Genomic DNA, 14,984 nt, shown 5'->3' on the forward strand with positions numbered 1-14,984 from the left:
TAATTATTTGCCTTTCACAACTAATCTGAATCCTTCACCGTGAATGTTCAAAATTTCAACATCCTCGTCTTGTTTTAAATACTTTCTTAGTTTAGCGATGTAAACATCCATACTTCTAGAAGTAAAATAGTTATCATCTCTCCATATTTTTGTTAAAGCCAATTCTCTTGGCATCAAATCATTTTCATGTAGAATCAACATTTTAAGCAATTCATTCTCTTTTGGAGATAACTTAATAGGTTCCTCGTTATTAAAAGTTAAGAAACGAAGTTTTGAATTAAGATGAAACTTACCAACATTAAATTCAAATTGAACCGCTTCTGTTTTCACATCAGATGCTTTTCTTTGAATGATGGCTTTAATTTTCATCAATAATACTTCAGAATCAAAAGGTTTGTTCAAATAATCGTCTGCACCTGCTTTATATCCTTTCAATACATCCTCTTTCATAGATTTTGCAGTAAGGAAAATAATAGGCACATCGTTATTTTTTTCTCTTATTTCTTTTGCTAAAGTATACCCATCTTTATATGGCATCATCACATCAAGGATGCATAAATCATAGGAATCCTTTTTGAATTTTTCAAAACCTTCCATACCATTTTTAGCCAAAACAACATCAAAATCATTTAGCATTAAATAGTCTTTTAGAACTGCACCAAAATTAAGGTCATCTTCTACTAATAGTATTTTTTTATTTGTGTTTTCCATACTCTAATTTATTAAAGGTAATTTTATAATGAAGGTACTTCCTTTTCCCTTTTCACTTTCTACATATACTTGACCATTATGGTCGTCTACAATTCTTTTTACATAAGCTAGACCTAATCCATGACCTTTCACATTATGTATGTCTCCGGTATGTTCCCTGTAAAATTTTTCAAAAATCCTTTTTTGAGCAATTTTACTCATACCCACGCCATTATCTTTTATCTTAACAAGAACCATGTCCTTTATATTTTCTGTGTAAATGTCAATTTTAGGTATACCAGGCGTATATTTTATGGCGTTTTCTAAAATATTGACTATCACATTCGTAAAGTGAACATCATTCAGTAGAACCGTTTTTCTGACAGCTCCAAAATGTATCGCTATAGCTCCTCCTCTATCTTCTAGAATCAAGTTAACATGTTCGATAGCATCGTTTATAACTTCTTCTATATTGCTTGACTCCTTTATGATATTTAATTCTTTCTTTTCTAATTTAGAAATCCTTAATACATTTTCAACTTGGGCATGCATTCGTTTATTTTCGTCCCGAATCATTTCGAGATACTTAAACACTTTTTCTTTGTCATCAATAATCTTTGGATTTCGGATAGCGTCCAAAGCAAGATTAATTGTGGCAATCGGTGTTTTGAACTCATGAGTCATATTATTGATAAAATCAGTCTTAATCTCCGAAATTTGTCTTTGACGAATCAGCTGATTCAAAGCACTGGTATAAGCAATTATAATAATTAATGTAAATATGATAGACAGTATCGTAATGCTTACCAATTCGGACAATAAAAATTTCTTTTTATGTGGAAAAGTAACTAACAATTTATACTTTTCATTTCCTTCATTATCTGTAAAAATCGAAATCGAATAAGTCGCGTCTTTATCGTACTTAAAATTATCTGATTTTACTTTTGTTTGTATTCCATTACTTAAAATTCCAAATTCAAACTTGGTTTTAACACCATACTCTTCTAATTCCTTTTTAATAATCTCACTTAAAACCTCTTTTGTTATTCTTTCTTGAAGAGGCATTGCAGAAGCAATATCTTTAAAGAATATCTCATATTGAGCATTATCCAAAATATCTAAATTCCCTGACTTTTCAATTTTAACATCAGGAATCAAACTTTGCTGTACACTTGAATTATCAAGTTTATTTTCGTTATAAACTTCGGTAACCCTTCTAGAATTAAAGCTTTTAAATGTCTCTGTATCAAACTTCTTATCAAAAAGCCCTGCTGAAATTTTAAAATCTTCGGATATTATACTATTCGAATAAATGATAGTTTGATTAGTCTTTGGATTTTTTTGAACATAATAAAATTCTAATAAATCATCCCTTTTTGGAATCTTACCTGTACTATCCTTGTAATGATTGTATTTATCATAAAAACTATAAGCCTCACGATTGTGCAATTTCTCTGCAACATTCCCCAACACCTGTTTTACATGATACTTAAATTGTTCATCATTATTCTTAAATGAAGTATCAAACCAATATACTTGCACAAGAATTATCCCAATCAAGGACAGACTCATTAACAATACAAGCAATCTAAAAAATAATTTGTTCATTCAAGCAAAATTAGTATTTTAACAATATAATGAATAAAGCATTAACCAAAGATTAACATTTAAGAGTTCATTTGTTTAATTCTTAAAAAATTAAGAATTTTAACAATTTCAAGCTTTATTGCCTCCATACTAGTATTATTAATAATAAAATCACTTTTTGATGACTTTTCCTCATCATTCCATTGATTTTTAATTCTTTCCAATACTTTTTCTCGTGTTGTTTTATCTCTTTCAATTACCCTTTGAATTCTTGTTTCAAGAGGTGCTACAACATTTATTACAAAATCACACTCCTTATAACTGCCACTTTCAAATAAAATTGCACTTTCATAAATAACTAAAGGGCTATTTTTATGCTCCAAAAGCCATTCGTTAAAATGTTGCTTCACTGCGGGATGCACAATACTGTTGAGTTTTACTAATCTCTTGTCATCATTAAAAACAATTTCGGATAATTTATCCCTAAGTAAAACACCTTTATCAAAAACTGTGCTTCCAAATTCTTCTTTGATTTGATTCAAAACAGAATCAGACTGCATCAATTTTTTTGCCTCCAGATCTGTAATGTAAACAGGAACTCCAAGAGATGAAAATTCATTGGCAACGGTAGTTTTACCGCTCCCAATTCCTCCTGTTAAACCAATAACTTTTGTCATGTTATATTTTAAAAAACAATTCCGGAAAAGCTTGTTTTGGATCTTGCTTTAAAATTATTACTTTAATATAAGACTTTAAAAATCCTAGTCCATATCCATAAAACTGTTTCCAAACTGCAATAATTGATAAATAACCAATTTTAACACTTTTATTCTGAATAGAAGACAACAAAAATAATGCCAAAAAGTAGCCAAAATAAAATTTAAGCAGAATATCTTGATTAAAAATCAACAATACTAAAGATACAAAAAATCCTATTATAAAAACCGTTGGGAAGAAAAAAGTTAATTTATTATATTCTGGGTACCAACTATTTAGAATTGGCCTGGCTTTTCCGAACTTATTTACTTGTATAGAAAATTTCTCCCAATCAATTCTTCTTTTATGATAAACAAATGCATTAGAGAAAAGTCGGGTTTCAAAACCTAAGTTCCACAAACGGATTGACAAATCTGGGTCTTCACCAGGATGAATATTACCGAAGCCTTTAGAAACTTCGAATGCTTTGCGCGAAATTCCCATATTAAAACTACGAGGTTGAAATTTACCTATCTTTTCCGATCCGCCTCTAATTCCTCCTGTAGTAAGAAATGAAGTCATAGCAAAATTGATGGCTTTTTGTATATCCGAGAAACTATCCAAAGCTTTATCTGGCCCGCCAAAACAATCCACATAATTTTCCTTTAAAGCTTTTTCGACTTCATTTAAATAATTGGTAGGTATAATGCAATCGGAGTCGAAAATAATATAATAGTCCCCTCTAGCCTTATTCATTCCGTAGTTTCTGGAATCGCCTGGACCTGAATTTTCTTTGTAATAATACGAAATATCCAATCTGTCGCCATACTTTTTAGCAACATCTTGACATCGAATTGTAGATCCATCCTCTACAAGTACTATTTCGAAAATTTCTTCATAGGTTAATTTTGCTAAACTTTCTAATAATTCATCAACTTCATCAGGACGATTATAAACGGGAATGATCAATGAAAACAACATAATATTTTGAGTTATTATTTTTTACTTTTTTTTAATTTAAATTTCGACAAAGGTACTCTTTATCAACAAAAAAACCATCAAATAAATAATGATGGTTTCTATAAAACAAAGGTGCTTATTTAACTATTCAAACATTTCCATAACTTCTTGACTAACTCCCATATTTGAGAATCCACCGTCGTGTAATAAGTTTTGCAAAGTCACTTTTCTAGTCAAATCCGAAAACATAACGACTATGTAATCTGCGCATTCAGCAGCTGTGGCATTACCTAGAGGAGACATTTTATCTGCGAAAGCAATAAAACCTCCAAATCCTTTAACTCCCTGTCCTGCTCTGGTAGCTGTTGGAGATTGCGAAATGGTATTGACTCTTACTTTTTTATCTCTTCCAAAGAAATACCCAAAACTACGCGCAATAGATTCCAAAAAAGCCTTATTGTCTGCCATATCATTATAATCTGGGAATACACGTTGTGCAGCCATATAGGATAATGCAACAATACTGCCCCACTCATTCATGGCGTCTTTTTTATACAATACCTGCATCAGTTTATGAAAAGAAACCGCAGAAACATTCCAGCCTTTTTCGGTATACTCATAATTTTGGTTCGTATAATGATTTCCTTTTCGAACATTGACCGACATACCGATCGAATGCAAAACGAAATCAATTTTACCTCCTAAAATTTCAACCGCTTTATCAACCAGTACTTCTAAATCTGTAACCGAAGTTGCATCAGCTGGAATTATTTGGCATCCTATTTTTTCTGCTAATGAATCAATGTTTCCCAATCGCATTGCTGCAGGAGCATTTGTCAAAACAAAAACTCCCCCTTCTTCATGAATACGTTCGGCAGTTTTCCAAGCAATTGAATTTTCATCCAAAGCACCAAAAATAATCCCCCTTTTTCCTTTTAATAAATTATACATAAAATGACATTTAAAATTATACTATAACTCTGAGATTGTATTTTTCCTTTTTTAAATCATTCCAAAAAAGCAAAATTTCTGACCTTAGCCCCGATTGAAGTGAAAATCCTTTTGTGCCGGGGTTCGGCACAAAAGATTACAACGGAAAGCGGGACGATGTTTCCAAAAATGCAAATCTTTCTGCTCCAAAAATAATTAATTGAACTAAGTCAATAAAAAAACACCTTATTCTCTTGATTTTAAACCATCAAGTAATAAGGTGTTTTTGAAAATTATAAATATTGTTTGCTAATTACCCAATACTTGGAATAGCAACCATTTCGTTTGTGTCTGCTTTATAATCAACACCATCAAATCCAAAACCAAACAGATTGTAGAAATCACTTCTGTATCCTTCTAAATCTCCTAATTCAGCAAGATTTTCAGTAGTAGCCTCTAACCATAGTTTAGCAACTTGAGCCTGAACGTCATCACGCATTTCCCAATCGTCAATACGGATTCTTCCTTTATCATCAGTCAACATTGCTTCTCCCGTATATAGTCTTTCTTGATATAAACGTTGAATTTGTTCAATACACCCTTCGTGGATTCCTTTTTCTTTCATTATTTTATACAATAAAGAAATATACAATGGAATAACCGGAATTGCTGAACTTGCTTGGGTTACCAAAGCCTTGTTTACAGAAACATAAGCTTTACCATTAATATCGGCTAAACTATCAGTAATCGTGAATGCAGTAGCTTCTAAGTGATCTTTGGCACGACCGATTGTTCCTTTTCTATAAACAGCTTCAGTTAACGATGGTCCGATGTATGAATAAGCAACAGTTGTAGCACCTGGAGCCAATAAATTTTCAGCTTTCAAAGCATCAATCCACATAGCCCAATCTTCACCACCCATTACGGCAACTGTATTGGTAATATCATCCTCATTACAAGGCTCAATAGAAATTTCTGAAACTTTTCCAGTATGAAAATCAACTGTTTTATTGGTAAAAGTACTTCCAATAGGTTTCAAAACAGAACGGTGCAAAACACCTGTGTTTGGATTTAATCTTACTGGTGAAGCAAGACTGTATATAATTAAGTCAACTTGACCTAAATCAGCTTTAATAAGATCTAAGGTTTGTCTTTTTACTTCATTTGAAAAAGCATCTCCGTTAATACTTTTTGCGTACAAACCTGCTTTATGAGCTTCTTTTTCAAAAGCAGCTGAATTGTACCAACCTGGAGAAGCAGTTTTTCCTTCAGAAGGTTCTTTTTCAAAAAACACACCAATTGTAGCGGCATCAGAACCAAAAGCACTTGTAATTCTTGAAGCCAAACCAAAACCAGTTGAAGCTCCAATAACCAATACTTTCTTAGCTCCAGCTATAGTTCCTTTTGATTTTACATATTCAATTTGATTTTTAACACTTTGTTCGCTCCCTTTTGGTTGGGCTGTCAAACAAATAAATCCTCTCATTCTTGGTTCTATAATCATATTATCAGTACGTTAATTTATATTATATAATTTCAATTAATTGAATCTTTTAAAGCTTTTAAAATTGAATGGGCAAATATAGTCCAATTATTTAGTTCAACAAGGCTTTTGCGTGATTTAAGGCCGAATCCGAAATAACGGTTCCAGACAGCATTTGTGCGATTTCCACAACTCGTTCATCGATCGTTAGTAATTTTAATTCTGATTGGGTGTCGTCACCAACAGTAGATTTAAACACTTTAAAATGCTCATTACCCTTAGCTGCAATTTGAGGCAAATGGGTTATTGCAAATATTTGCATCTGAGTACTCATTTCCTTCATAATTTCTCCCATTCTATTGGCAATTTCCCCAGAAACACCTGTGTCAATTTCATCAAAAATCAATGTTGGCAATTTGGAATATTGTGCTAAAATCGCTTTTACAGCCAGCATAATTCTTGACATCTCACCACCTGAAGCCACTTTTTTCAACAACCCAAAATCAGTTCCTTTATTGGCAGAAATTAAAAATTGTAACTCGTCTTTTCCATTTTCAAAATACGTTGGAGTGCTTTTTAATTCCATATTGAAACGCACATTTGGCATTCCCAAAGTCTCTAATATAGATATTAATTTTTGTGACAAAAGAGGAATCGCTTCCAACCTATTCTTATGTATAGTGTCGCAAATTTGATCAAGCTCCTTGATATTGTCATCAACCAGTTCGGTTAGTTTTGCGATCTCATCGTCTATATTCCCCAATTCCAATACTGAGTTTTCTAATTTGGCTTGAATAACCAATAACTCATCTACAGTACTTACCTGGTGTTTCTTTTGCAAATTGTATATCAGTTGCAACTTTTGATTAATCAAATTTAATTGCTCAGGGTCATTGATTAATTTTTCAGAACAGCGGTTGAGTTCTGTTGCGATATCTTCAAACTCGATTTTCAAACTTGTTATCCTTTCGAATAACAAATTATAATCAGCAGAGAAAAGAGCAATTTTCTGAATGGCATTTTTTATTTCGTTCAAATTGTGAAAAACCCCAATTTGTTCTTCATTGGAGATAGCCAACGATTTATCAAGTGCTTCTTTAATAATTTCTACATTATTCAGTTGCTCATAATTTTCCTCTAAAAATTCTTGTTCACCAGATTTTAGTTTGGCAGACACTAATTCTTCCAAAAGAAAAGTATTGTATTCTTGCTCTTTAGACGCTTCTGATTTTCTTTTGGTTAAGGCATTTAATTTGGACTTATTCGATTTGTAGTTTTTCAAAACCGATTGATAAATCACAATTGTATCTAAATTACCCGCAATAGCATCAATAATTTTGAATTGAACGTCCTCATCAGACAGTTCTTGAGTTTGCTGTTGTGAATGAATATCAATTAAATACAAACTTAGCTCTTGCAATTCCTGCAAATTAACAGGGCTATCATTTATAAAAGCTCTGGATTTTCCGGAAGGCAAAATTTCTCTTCGAATGATTGTTTCCGGTTCGTAGTCTAAATCATTGGCTTCAAAAAAGGGAAGCAAATTGTATTTGGATATATCAAAATGAGCCTCAATCACACATTTTTCTTCTTTATTTTTAAGTGAAGTCAAGTCGGCTCTTTTTCCCAAAGCCAAACCTAAAGCTCCTAATATTATCGATTTTCCCGCTCCTGTTTCTCCAGTAATTATCGAAAACCCTTTTGAAAAATCGATTGTCAATTTTTCGATTAAGGCATAGTTTTTTATAGCTAGTGAAGTTATCATTTATAGATTTTTATGAGTAGATTGGATTAAATAAAAGAAATTATATAAAGACTAATATTTTAACAATTGCCATTTTCCGGAGTTTGATGAAGATGTTTTGTTTAAACTATCCACCATATCATTTATTGCAACACTGGGACCTCCAGAAAAAATAGATACAATTTCATCTGATTTGGAGTCCATAAAAACGCGCAATAAATAGCAATTAGGTTTGGTGCTATTCAATTTGGACAAATTCATCAAAGAACCCTTAATAATTTCTTTGGCTTTCTTAAGGTCTTGGTGCATGGTATCGAGCCCTAAATAATATTGAAAACTGGATTGTCTTATTTCATTGTAAGTTGGCGACATTAAATCATTGATTAAAACAAATCTACTCAATGTACCATCGGATTGATTCCATCCTTTATAACCACCTTGCTGAGCAAGATTGGCAATATTAATAGCTTCTTTATAATAGCGATCTCCAAACAATGGAATAAAAGTATCGGCATCCATTCCTAAAATTATGTAACAATAAAATGATAATACTGAAACTAGATTTGAATCAAAACTTGTAGGATTGTATCTTAAATTCTCAAATTCAGTATAATTAAAAGTGAAATCCTTATCGTTAATATTCAAAACTGGTGAGGAATAAGTCGAATTGTAAATCCCTCTGGCAGATTGCACCTGAATATTAGCCATAAATTGATCCGAGGTATAATTGGAAAGCGTAATATACATTGAACAATTCACTTTTTCTTTTTGAGAAAGTGATTGCCCAGTCCAGTCTGTTTTATTGACAAACTCATTCATGGCAGTTTCCAGTGTTTTGAAAACCTGTTGATTGGCATTGCTTATTTTTTGGGTATTTAAAGTAACTGTACAATTCAGCTGTTGTGCCTGAATAAAGCCACAACTAAAAAATAAAAACAAAACAAATCTAACCATAAAAGTGTGCTATTACTTTGTTTAAAATATCATCGGCCACAGCCTCTTTGGATTTTAAATCCATCGATTCTATTCTAAATGCACTATCAATAAAGGTAACTTTGTTGGTGTTTTTGCCAAATCCAGCTCCTTCATCTTGCAACGAATTAAGAACTATCAAATCTAAGTTTTTTTTCTGGATTTTTGCTTTAGCATTTTCAATTTCATTTTCTGTTTCTAAAGCAAAGCCAATTAAAAACTGTTTTTTCTTAATTTCCCCAAGCGAAGCCAGAATATCTTTGGTCTTCTCTAGTTCGATAGTAAAATCATCTGCAGCTTTTTTTATTTTTTGCGAAGCCACATACTTTGGTCTATAATCAGCTACAGCAGCAGCAGCAATAGCCACATCAACCTCTTTATAATATTGATGACAAGCTTCATACATTTCCTGTGCAGAAATCACAGGAATCACTTGAACTAAAGGATGATTTAATTTACAATGAGTTGGTCCCGAAATCAATACAACTGATGCACCAAGATTGGCAGCACTTTGGGCAATATCAAATCCCATCTTTCCTGAAGAATGGTTTCCAATAAAACGTACAGGATCGATTGCTTCGTATGTAGGACCTGCGGTGATTAATATTTTCTTTCCTTTTAGGGGCAATTTACTTTCAAGATCAGCTTCCAAAAACGAAACAATGTTTTCAGGTTCAGCCATTCGTCCTTCACCAGATAAACCACTAGCCAATTCCCCATTTTCGGCAGGAATCATTGTATTTCCAAACGCTTTTAAAGTTCTAAAACTTTCTAGTGTAGAAGGATGGATATACATATCTAAATCCATTGCCGGTGCAAAATAAACAGGACATTTAGCCGATAGATAACAGGCAATCAAAAGATTATCGCACAAACCATTAGCCATTTTGGACAACGTATTGGCAGTTGCAGGCGCAATAACCATCAAATCTGCCCAAAGTCCTAATTCTACATGACTATTCCATTCCTCGTTTTTTTCATCTTTATTGTAAAATTCAGAAAAAACGGGATTCTTGGATAGTGTAGATAAAGTAAGTGGAGTTATAAAATCCTTAGAAGCAGGTGTCATTATCACTTGGACATGTGCACCTGCTTTTATGAAGAGTCTAACTAATGAAGCCGTTTTATATGCAGCAATTCCGCCAGAAATCCCTAGCAAAATCTTTTTTCCGCTTAAAACTGACATTAGATTGATTATTTATTTGCTTCTCTGTGGTAAATTTTACCATCTAACCATTCTTGAACGGCCAAAGCGTGTGGTTTTGGAAGTTTTTCATAGAATTTAGAAACTTCAATTTGCTCTTTATTTTCAAAAACTTCTTCTAAACTATCATTGTAAGTTGCAAATTCTTCTAATTTCTCAGTCAATTCTTTTTTGATTTCAGAATTGATTTGATTTGCTCTTTTAGCCATAATTGTTATCGCCTCATACACATTTCCAGTAGGTTCTTCAATAACTGTTTTATTGTAAGTTATTGTATTTACTGGAGCATTTGTCTTTTTTAAATCCATGACTTTATTTATTTATTATATTTTTGCAATTCAACGTCAATTTGTGCTAACATTTCGTCAGCTTTCTTTTTGTATTCTGTATTTGGTTTAAATTTAACCAAATTATTGTAACTCGTTTTAGCCGTATTTAATCGATCTTCCATTTTTGAAGGAACACTGTTTATTGCTAATAAAAAAGCTGAATCCAATTTGTAGTACAACGCTTTTTCTTTAAAAGGAGTTCCAGGATAATCTGCAATAAAATTATCAAAAGCGATAATAGCCGATTTATAATTTGAAATTCTATTGTATTCTAATGCGTTTTCATAAACTTTACGCTCAATCTTTTCATTTAACTTTCTTGATGTTGCATTAGCTTCAGCAATATATTGAGAATTTGGATAACGGTCGATAAACCCTTGAATCTTTTCTATTGCCTTAAAAGTGTCTGTTTGATCAATACTGTAAACTGGTGACAGCATCGAATAACTTTGCGCTCCTAAATAAGCACACTCTTCAGCTTTTTCACTTTTTGGATAACCAGAAACAAAACTATCAAATTGATACCCTGCCAAATAATATTGTTTGGTCTTGTAACACGATTGGGCATACATGTAAAATAATTTTTCTCCTTGAGGCTTTCCTCTGTATGCTGGCGCTAATTGCTCAAAAAGTCGAATCGCTTTTGAATATTTTCCTGCATCGTATAATTTGGTTGCAACATCAAACTTTACTGCGACGTCTTCATTCTTCAATGCAGCCTGATAATCACTACAAGAATACAAAAAGAGAGCAACAAGTAATACAGATATTATTTTTTTCATTTTATTCACTGATTTTATTTTTATTGCATAATACATTATGCAGTAAAAGCCACCAAAGTTAGGTGGCAAATTTAGTTATTAATTTAGGTATTACAAAATATTTCTTTATTTTAAAAAAAACGTGTCTTTTTATGTGTTTTTGACCATTTTCTTAACAAAAAAATCCAATCTATTTGCCAAAGATTCATCTACAGAAACCAATGGTAAGCGAACAACATTCTCTGCAATACCAAGAATCCTGAACACCTCTTTGATACCTGCTGGATTACCTTGTTCAAAAATCATATCGATACAATCCGCTAACAAATAATGCAATTTAAAGGCATCATCTACTTTTCTGTTCAATCCCAATCGAATCATTTCGGAAAATTCTTTTGGAAAACCTTGCCCTATTACTGATATAACTCCTGATCCACCAGCTAAAACAATTGGCAATGCAATCATATCGTCACCCGAAATTACCAAAAAATCTTTAGGTTTATCTTTTATAAGCTGCATTGCCTGGACCAAATCTCCAGCTGCTTCTTTTATAGCCACAACATTTTCAAAATCATTTGCGAGTCTAATAACTGTTGACGGCAGCATATTACTAGATGTTCTTCCTGGTACATTGTAAAGTATTACCGGAATCGGAGAGGCTTCAGAAACTGCTTTAAAATGCTGATAAATCCCTTCTTGACTAGGCTTGTTATAATATGGGGAAACTGATAAAATTGCTTCAAACGCTGATAAATCTCTTGTTCGCAGTTCCTCTACAACTTTTAACGTATTATTCCCTCCTACTCCAAGAACTAATGGCAGTCTGCCCGCATTCACTTCGATTATCGTAGCGATTACCAGTTCTTTTTCATCAGCTGACAGTGTAGCATTTTCTGCTGTAGTGCCAAGCACAACAAGATATTCAACCCCGCCATCTATCGAAAAATTGACGATTCTTCTTAAAGCTTCAACATCAATTGTAAAATCGTTATTAAACGGCGTTACTAGGGCAACTCCTGTTCCTATTAATGATTGCATAATTTAAATTATAATTTGTTTAATATTTTTAAGTATCTAAACAACTCGTGGGTAAATCCTTTATAATCTTCCAGAGTTGTGTTTATCAATAAATGATTCAGTCTTTTATCTACAGTTGAAAAACCAGTCTTAAATTTCGCCTTCGAATTATGTGTTAAAAGCAACAAAATAGGCTTCTCCACATTATAATAATTAATCAATAAATCAAATTCATCTGAGATAAATTCTTTTATCTCTGGTTGAGTAAATTCGCACTGCATATTTAATTTTTGCAAACTGAATGTGGGATGAGAATACACTTCTTTCTCTTTTAAAATATCACGGTAAGCAATAATTTTAATACTATCTTCATCAATTCCATTGAAAATAATTTCTCTTTTTAATGCATCTGTCTCTAAAAATTTACTTTCATCAACAACCAAGCCAATTTTCAAAGCAGGGCAACTTAAAGACTCTTCTTTAACGTTACCTAGTTGTTTTTTCAAGGTTTTTTTTAATAAAAAGCTCTTTATATAATTTAAAAACATAGTACTTTTACAAGATTACAAATTTAATTATTTAAGTTACATTTAAGATGGTAAATCTAAAAAACTACAACGACTTTTTAAAACTTTTTGTTATATTCTTAACACTTTCTTCTATTATTTCTTGCAGCACCAAAAGTTTAAGTGTCACAAAAATTGAAGGCAAACAAATTCCGATTACAGGAAAAGAAAATCAAAATACTGAGATAGAAAACTTTATCACACCATATCGCGAACGAATAAACAGCGATCTTGACAAAGTTCTTGCGTACAATCCGGAGACATTAGAAAAAAGTAAAGGAAAATGGCAAACTAACATAGGTAATTTCATCTCGGATGTTACTTTATCAAGAGGAAACACCGTTTTTAATAAAAGAGAAAATAAAAATATAGACATCTGTTTACTTAATCATGGAGGCATACGTTCTATATTGCCCAAAGGCAATATTACTGCAAGAACAGCTTATGAAATAATGCCTTTTGAAAATACTCTTTTTGTAATTTCTTTAAAGGGTGAGCAGGTTAAGGAAATAGCCGACTTTCTAATTGCTGATAAAAAACCGCATCCTCTCTCTGGTCTTACTTTTAGCATTGATAAGAACAATCAGGCCAAAAATATTTTAGTGCAAGGCAAGCCCCTAGACACTGATAAGATTTATTATGTAGCAACGAATGATTACTTAATAAACGGAGGAGACAATATGGCTTTCTTCCAAAAAGGAATTCAAAAATTTGATTTAGAATACAAACTAAGAAATGTATTAATTGATTATTTTATTGAAGTAGACACTGTAACAGTCAAAAATGACACTAGAATATCAGTAGAGTAATTTTTGGTTTACTATTTCAAAATAATGATTTAACACCTTATACATTCCATAAATTTTCAATGTAAAACCCAATGAAAAGAAGAGATTTTATCGAAAAAACGGCAGCTAGCACTGCATTATTAAGCTTGGGATTATCTTTAAGCAGTTTCAAATCAGAATCTGTTGAGCATTTAACCATTTTGCATACTAACGATGTTCATAGTTACATAGATCCTTTTCCAGCCGATCATCCAAGAAACCCAAACATGGGAGGCGTTTCTAAAAGAGCCTCAATTATAGAAAAAATCCGTCTTGAAAATCCTAATGTACTACTTCTTGATGCGGGCGATATTTTTCAGGGAACTCCGTATTTTAATTACTACGGAGGAGAACTCGAATTCAAGTTAATGAGCATGATGAAATATGACGCTGCAACCATTGGAAATCATGATTTTGACAATGGATTGGAAGGCATTGTTGCACAAATGCCACATGCCAGCTTTGAATTTATTTCATCCAACTATGACTTTAAGAATACGCTTATGGATGGTTATGTGAAACCCTATAAGATTTTCAACAAAGGCAATATTAAAATTGGCGTTTTTGGACTAGGAATTGAACTAAGCGGCTTGGTTGATAAGAAAAACTACAAAGAAACTGTTTATAACAATCCTGTTGAAACCGCCCAGGAAATGGTTAAAATACTAAAGCACGAAAAAAAATGCGACCTAATTATCTGTTTGTCACATTTGGGGTACAAATACAATACAGAACCTGATAAAATTTGCGATTTAAAATTAGCCGCCCTAACTAAGGACATTGACCTAATCATTGGCGGACATACTCATACTTTTTTGGACAAGCCTACTATTGTGAAAAATCTTGAACAAAAAGAAGTCTTAGTAAACCAAGTGGGCTGCTACGGAATAAATTTAGGTCGAATTGACTTTTATTTTGATTCCAATAAACAAATAAAAACTCAAGGAAAATCAATAGTCGTTTAAATCATCAATTACTTTATCTTTTTCCAATAAATAATTGACCATAAAGAAATAGGATAAAAATTGAGTAATAATACTGATTAAAGTAAAAGCATAGTTGTAAAAATAAAATTTATACAACACAAAAAAGATATCCGTAATTATAAAACAAAGACACATTAACATGGAATTAAAAAAGGCATAACTGCCTTTTTTAATGTAATTTATAATGGAAATAATACTCAAAACACTCAAAATTATTCCAAAAGCCACATAT

15 protein-coding genes and 1 pseudogene are annotated in these 14,984 nt (G+C 32.1%); 2 read left to right on the forward strand and 14 right to left on the reverse strand.

The features are described from left to right. Nucleotides 1–3: 3 nt before the first annotated feature. From B0E44_RS09880 to B0E44_RS09940, 13 genes are all read right to left on the reverse strand, one after another. Complete coding sequence (locus B0E44_RS09880; RefSeq protein WP_077373802.1) at nucleotides 4–711, reverse strand: response regulator transcription factor; 708 nt, start codon at nucleotides 709–711, stop codon at nucleotides 4–6. A 3-nt stretch (nucleotides 712–714) separates the two neighbouring features. Continuing rightward, a complete protein-coding gene (locus B0E44_RS09885) occupies nucleotides 715–2,298 on the reverse strand; it encodes a sensor histidine kinase KdpD (protein WP_077373805.1) in 1,584 nt (527 codons plus the stop codon). A 59-nt stretch (nucleotides 2,299–2,357) separates the two neighbouring features. After that, nucleotides 2,358–2,954 (reverse strand): dephospho-CoA kinase, encoded by a 597-nt coding sequence (gene coaE, locus B0E44_RS09890; protein ID WP_077373808.1) that lies wholly within the window; start codon nucleotides 2,952–2,954, stop codon nucleotides 2,358–2,360. 1 nt (nucleotide 2,955) lies between these two features. Beyond that, nucleotides 2,956–3,954 (reverse strand): glycosyltransferase family 2 protein, encoded by a 999-nt coding sequence (locus B0E44_RS09895; protein WP_077373811.1) that lies wholly within the window; start codon nucleotides 3,952–3,954, stop codon nucleotides 2,956–2,958. Between the two features lie 123 nt (nucleotides 3,955–4,077). After that, nucleotides 4,078–4,884 carry an enoyl-ACP reductase gene (locus B0E44_RS09900; protein ID WP_077373814.1) on the reverse strand — a complete coding sequence of 269 codons (807 nt, stop codon included), beginning with the start codon at nucleotides 4,882–4,884 and terminating at the stop codon, nucleotides 4,078–4,080. Between the two features lie 292 nt (nucleotides 4,885–5,176). Then, nucleotides 5,177–6,367 carry an enoyl-ACP reductase FabV gene (gene fabV, locus B0E44_RS09905; protein ID WP_077373817.1) on the reverse strand — a complete coding sequence of 397 codons (1,191 nt, stop codon included), beginning with the start codon at nucleotides 6,365–6,367 and terminating at the stop codon, nucleotides 5,177–5,179. A gap of 91 nt (nucleotides 6,368–6,458) precedes the next feature. Further along, nucleotides 6,459–8,111 carry a DNA repair protein RecN gene (gene recN, locus B0E44_RS09910; protein ID WP_077373821.1) on the reverse strand — a complete coding sequence of 551 codons (1,653 nt, stop codon included), beginning with the start codon at nucleotides 8,109–8,111 and terminating at the stop codon, nucleotides 6,459–6,461. 51 nt (nucleotides 8,112–8,162) lie between these two features. Continuing rightward, the gene (locus B0E44_RS09915; RefSeq protein ID WP_077373824.1) at nucleotides 8,163–9,044 is read right to left on the reverse strand and encodes a DUF4835 family protein; all 882 of its coding nucleotides are present in this window, start codon (nucleotides 9,042–9,044) and stop codon (nucleotides 8,163–8,165) included. Then, nucleotides 9,037–10,248: a bifunctional phosphopantothenoylcysteine decarboxylase/phosphopantothenate--cysteine ligase CoaBC gene (gene coaBC / locus B0E44_RS09920; RefSeq protein ID WP_077373828.1), complete on the reverse strand. Its 1,212-nt coding sequence runs from the start codon at nucleotides 10,246–10,248 to the stop codon at nucleotides 9,037–9,039. The genes B0E44_RS09915 and coaBC overlap by 8 nt, the downstream gene beginning before the upstream one ends. 8 nt (nucleotides 10,249–10,256) lie before the next feature. Continuing rightward, nucleotides 10,257–10,574 carry a DNA-directed RNA polymerase subunit omega gene (locus B0E44_RS09925; protein ID WP_035634966.1) on the reverse strand — a complete coding sequence of 106 codons (318 nt, stop codon included), beginning with the start codon at nucleotides 10,572–10,574 and terminating at the stop codon, nucleotides 10,257–10,259. A gap of 8 nt (nucleotides 10,575–10,582) precedes the next feature. After that, a complete protein-coding gene (locus tag B0E44_RS09930) occupies nucleotides 10,583–11,377 on the reverse strand; it encodes an outer membrane protein assembly factor BamD (RefSeq protein ID WP_077373851.1) in 795 nt (264 codons plus the stop codon). Between the two features lie 129 nt (nucleotides 11,378–11,506). Further along, nucleotides 11,507–12,394, reverse strand: coding sequence for a 4-hydroxy-tetrahydrodipicolinate synthase (dapA, locus tag B0E44_RS09935; RefSeq protein WP_077373831.1), 888 nt, complete (start codon nucleotides 12,392–12,394; stop codon nucleotides 11,507–11,509). A gap of 8 nt (nucleotides 12,395–12,402) precedes the next feature. Continuing rightward, complete coding sequence (locus B0E44_RS09940) at nucleotides 12,403–12,921, reverse strand: hypothetical protein (protein WP_077373834.1); 519 nt, start codon at nucleotides 12,919–12,921, stop codon at nucleotides 12,403–12,405. Nucleotides 12,922–12,968: 47 nt separating this feature from the next. Between B0E44_RS09940 and B0E44_RS09945 the strand changes: the two genes are divergently transcribed. Together B0E44_RS09945 and B0E44_RS09950 are read left to right on the forward strand one after the other, a co-directional pair. Beyond that, nucleotides 12,969–13,748, forward strand: coding sequence for a 5'-nucleotidase C-terminal domain-containing protein (locus B0E44_RS09945; RefSeq protein WP_077373838.1), 780 nt, complete (start codon nucleotides 12,969–12,971; stop codon nucleotides 13,746–13,748). Nucleotides 13,749–13,819: 71 nt separating this feature from the next. Next, the gene (locus B0E44_RS09950; RefSeq protein WP_077373841.1) at nucleotides 13,820–14,731 is read left to right on the forward strand and encodes a bifunctional UDP-sugar hydrolase/5'-nucleotidase; all 912 of its coding nucleotides are present in this window, start codon (nucleotides 13,820–13,822) and stop codon (nucleotides 14,729–14,731) included. On the opposite strand, the pseudogene B0E44_RS18950 reads toward B0E44_RS09950, so the two are convergent. Further along, nucleotides 14,717–14,984, reverse strand: a pseudogene (locus B0E44_RS18950) (hypothetical protein); the annotation flags it as partial. The gene B0E44_RS09950 and the pseudogene B0E44_RS18950 overlap by 15 nt on opposite strands.

Origin of the sequence: Flavobacterium sp. A45, assembly GCF_002001005.1 — a bacterium.
Taxonomy (GTDB): Bacteria; Bacteroidota; Bacteroidia; order Flavobacteriales; family Flavobacteriaceae; genus Flavobacterium.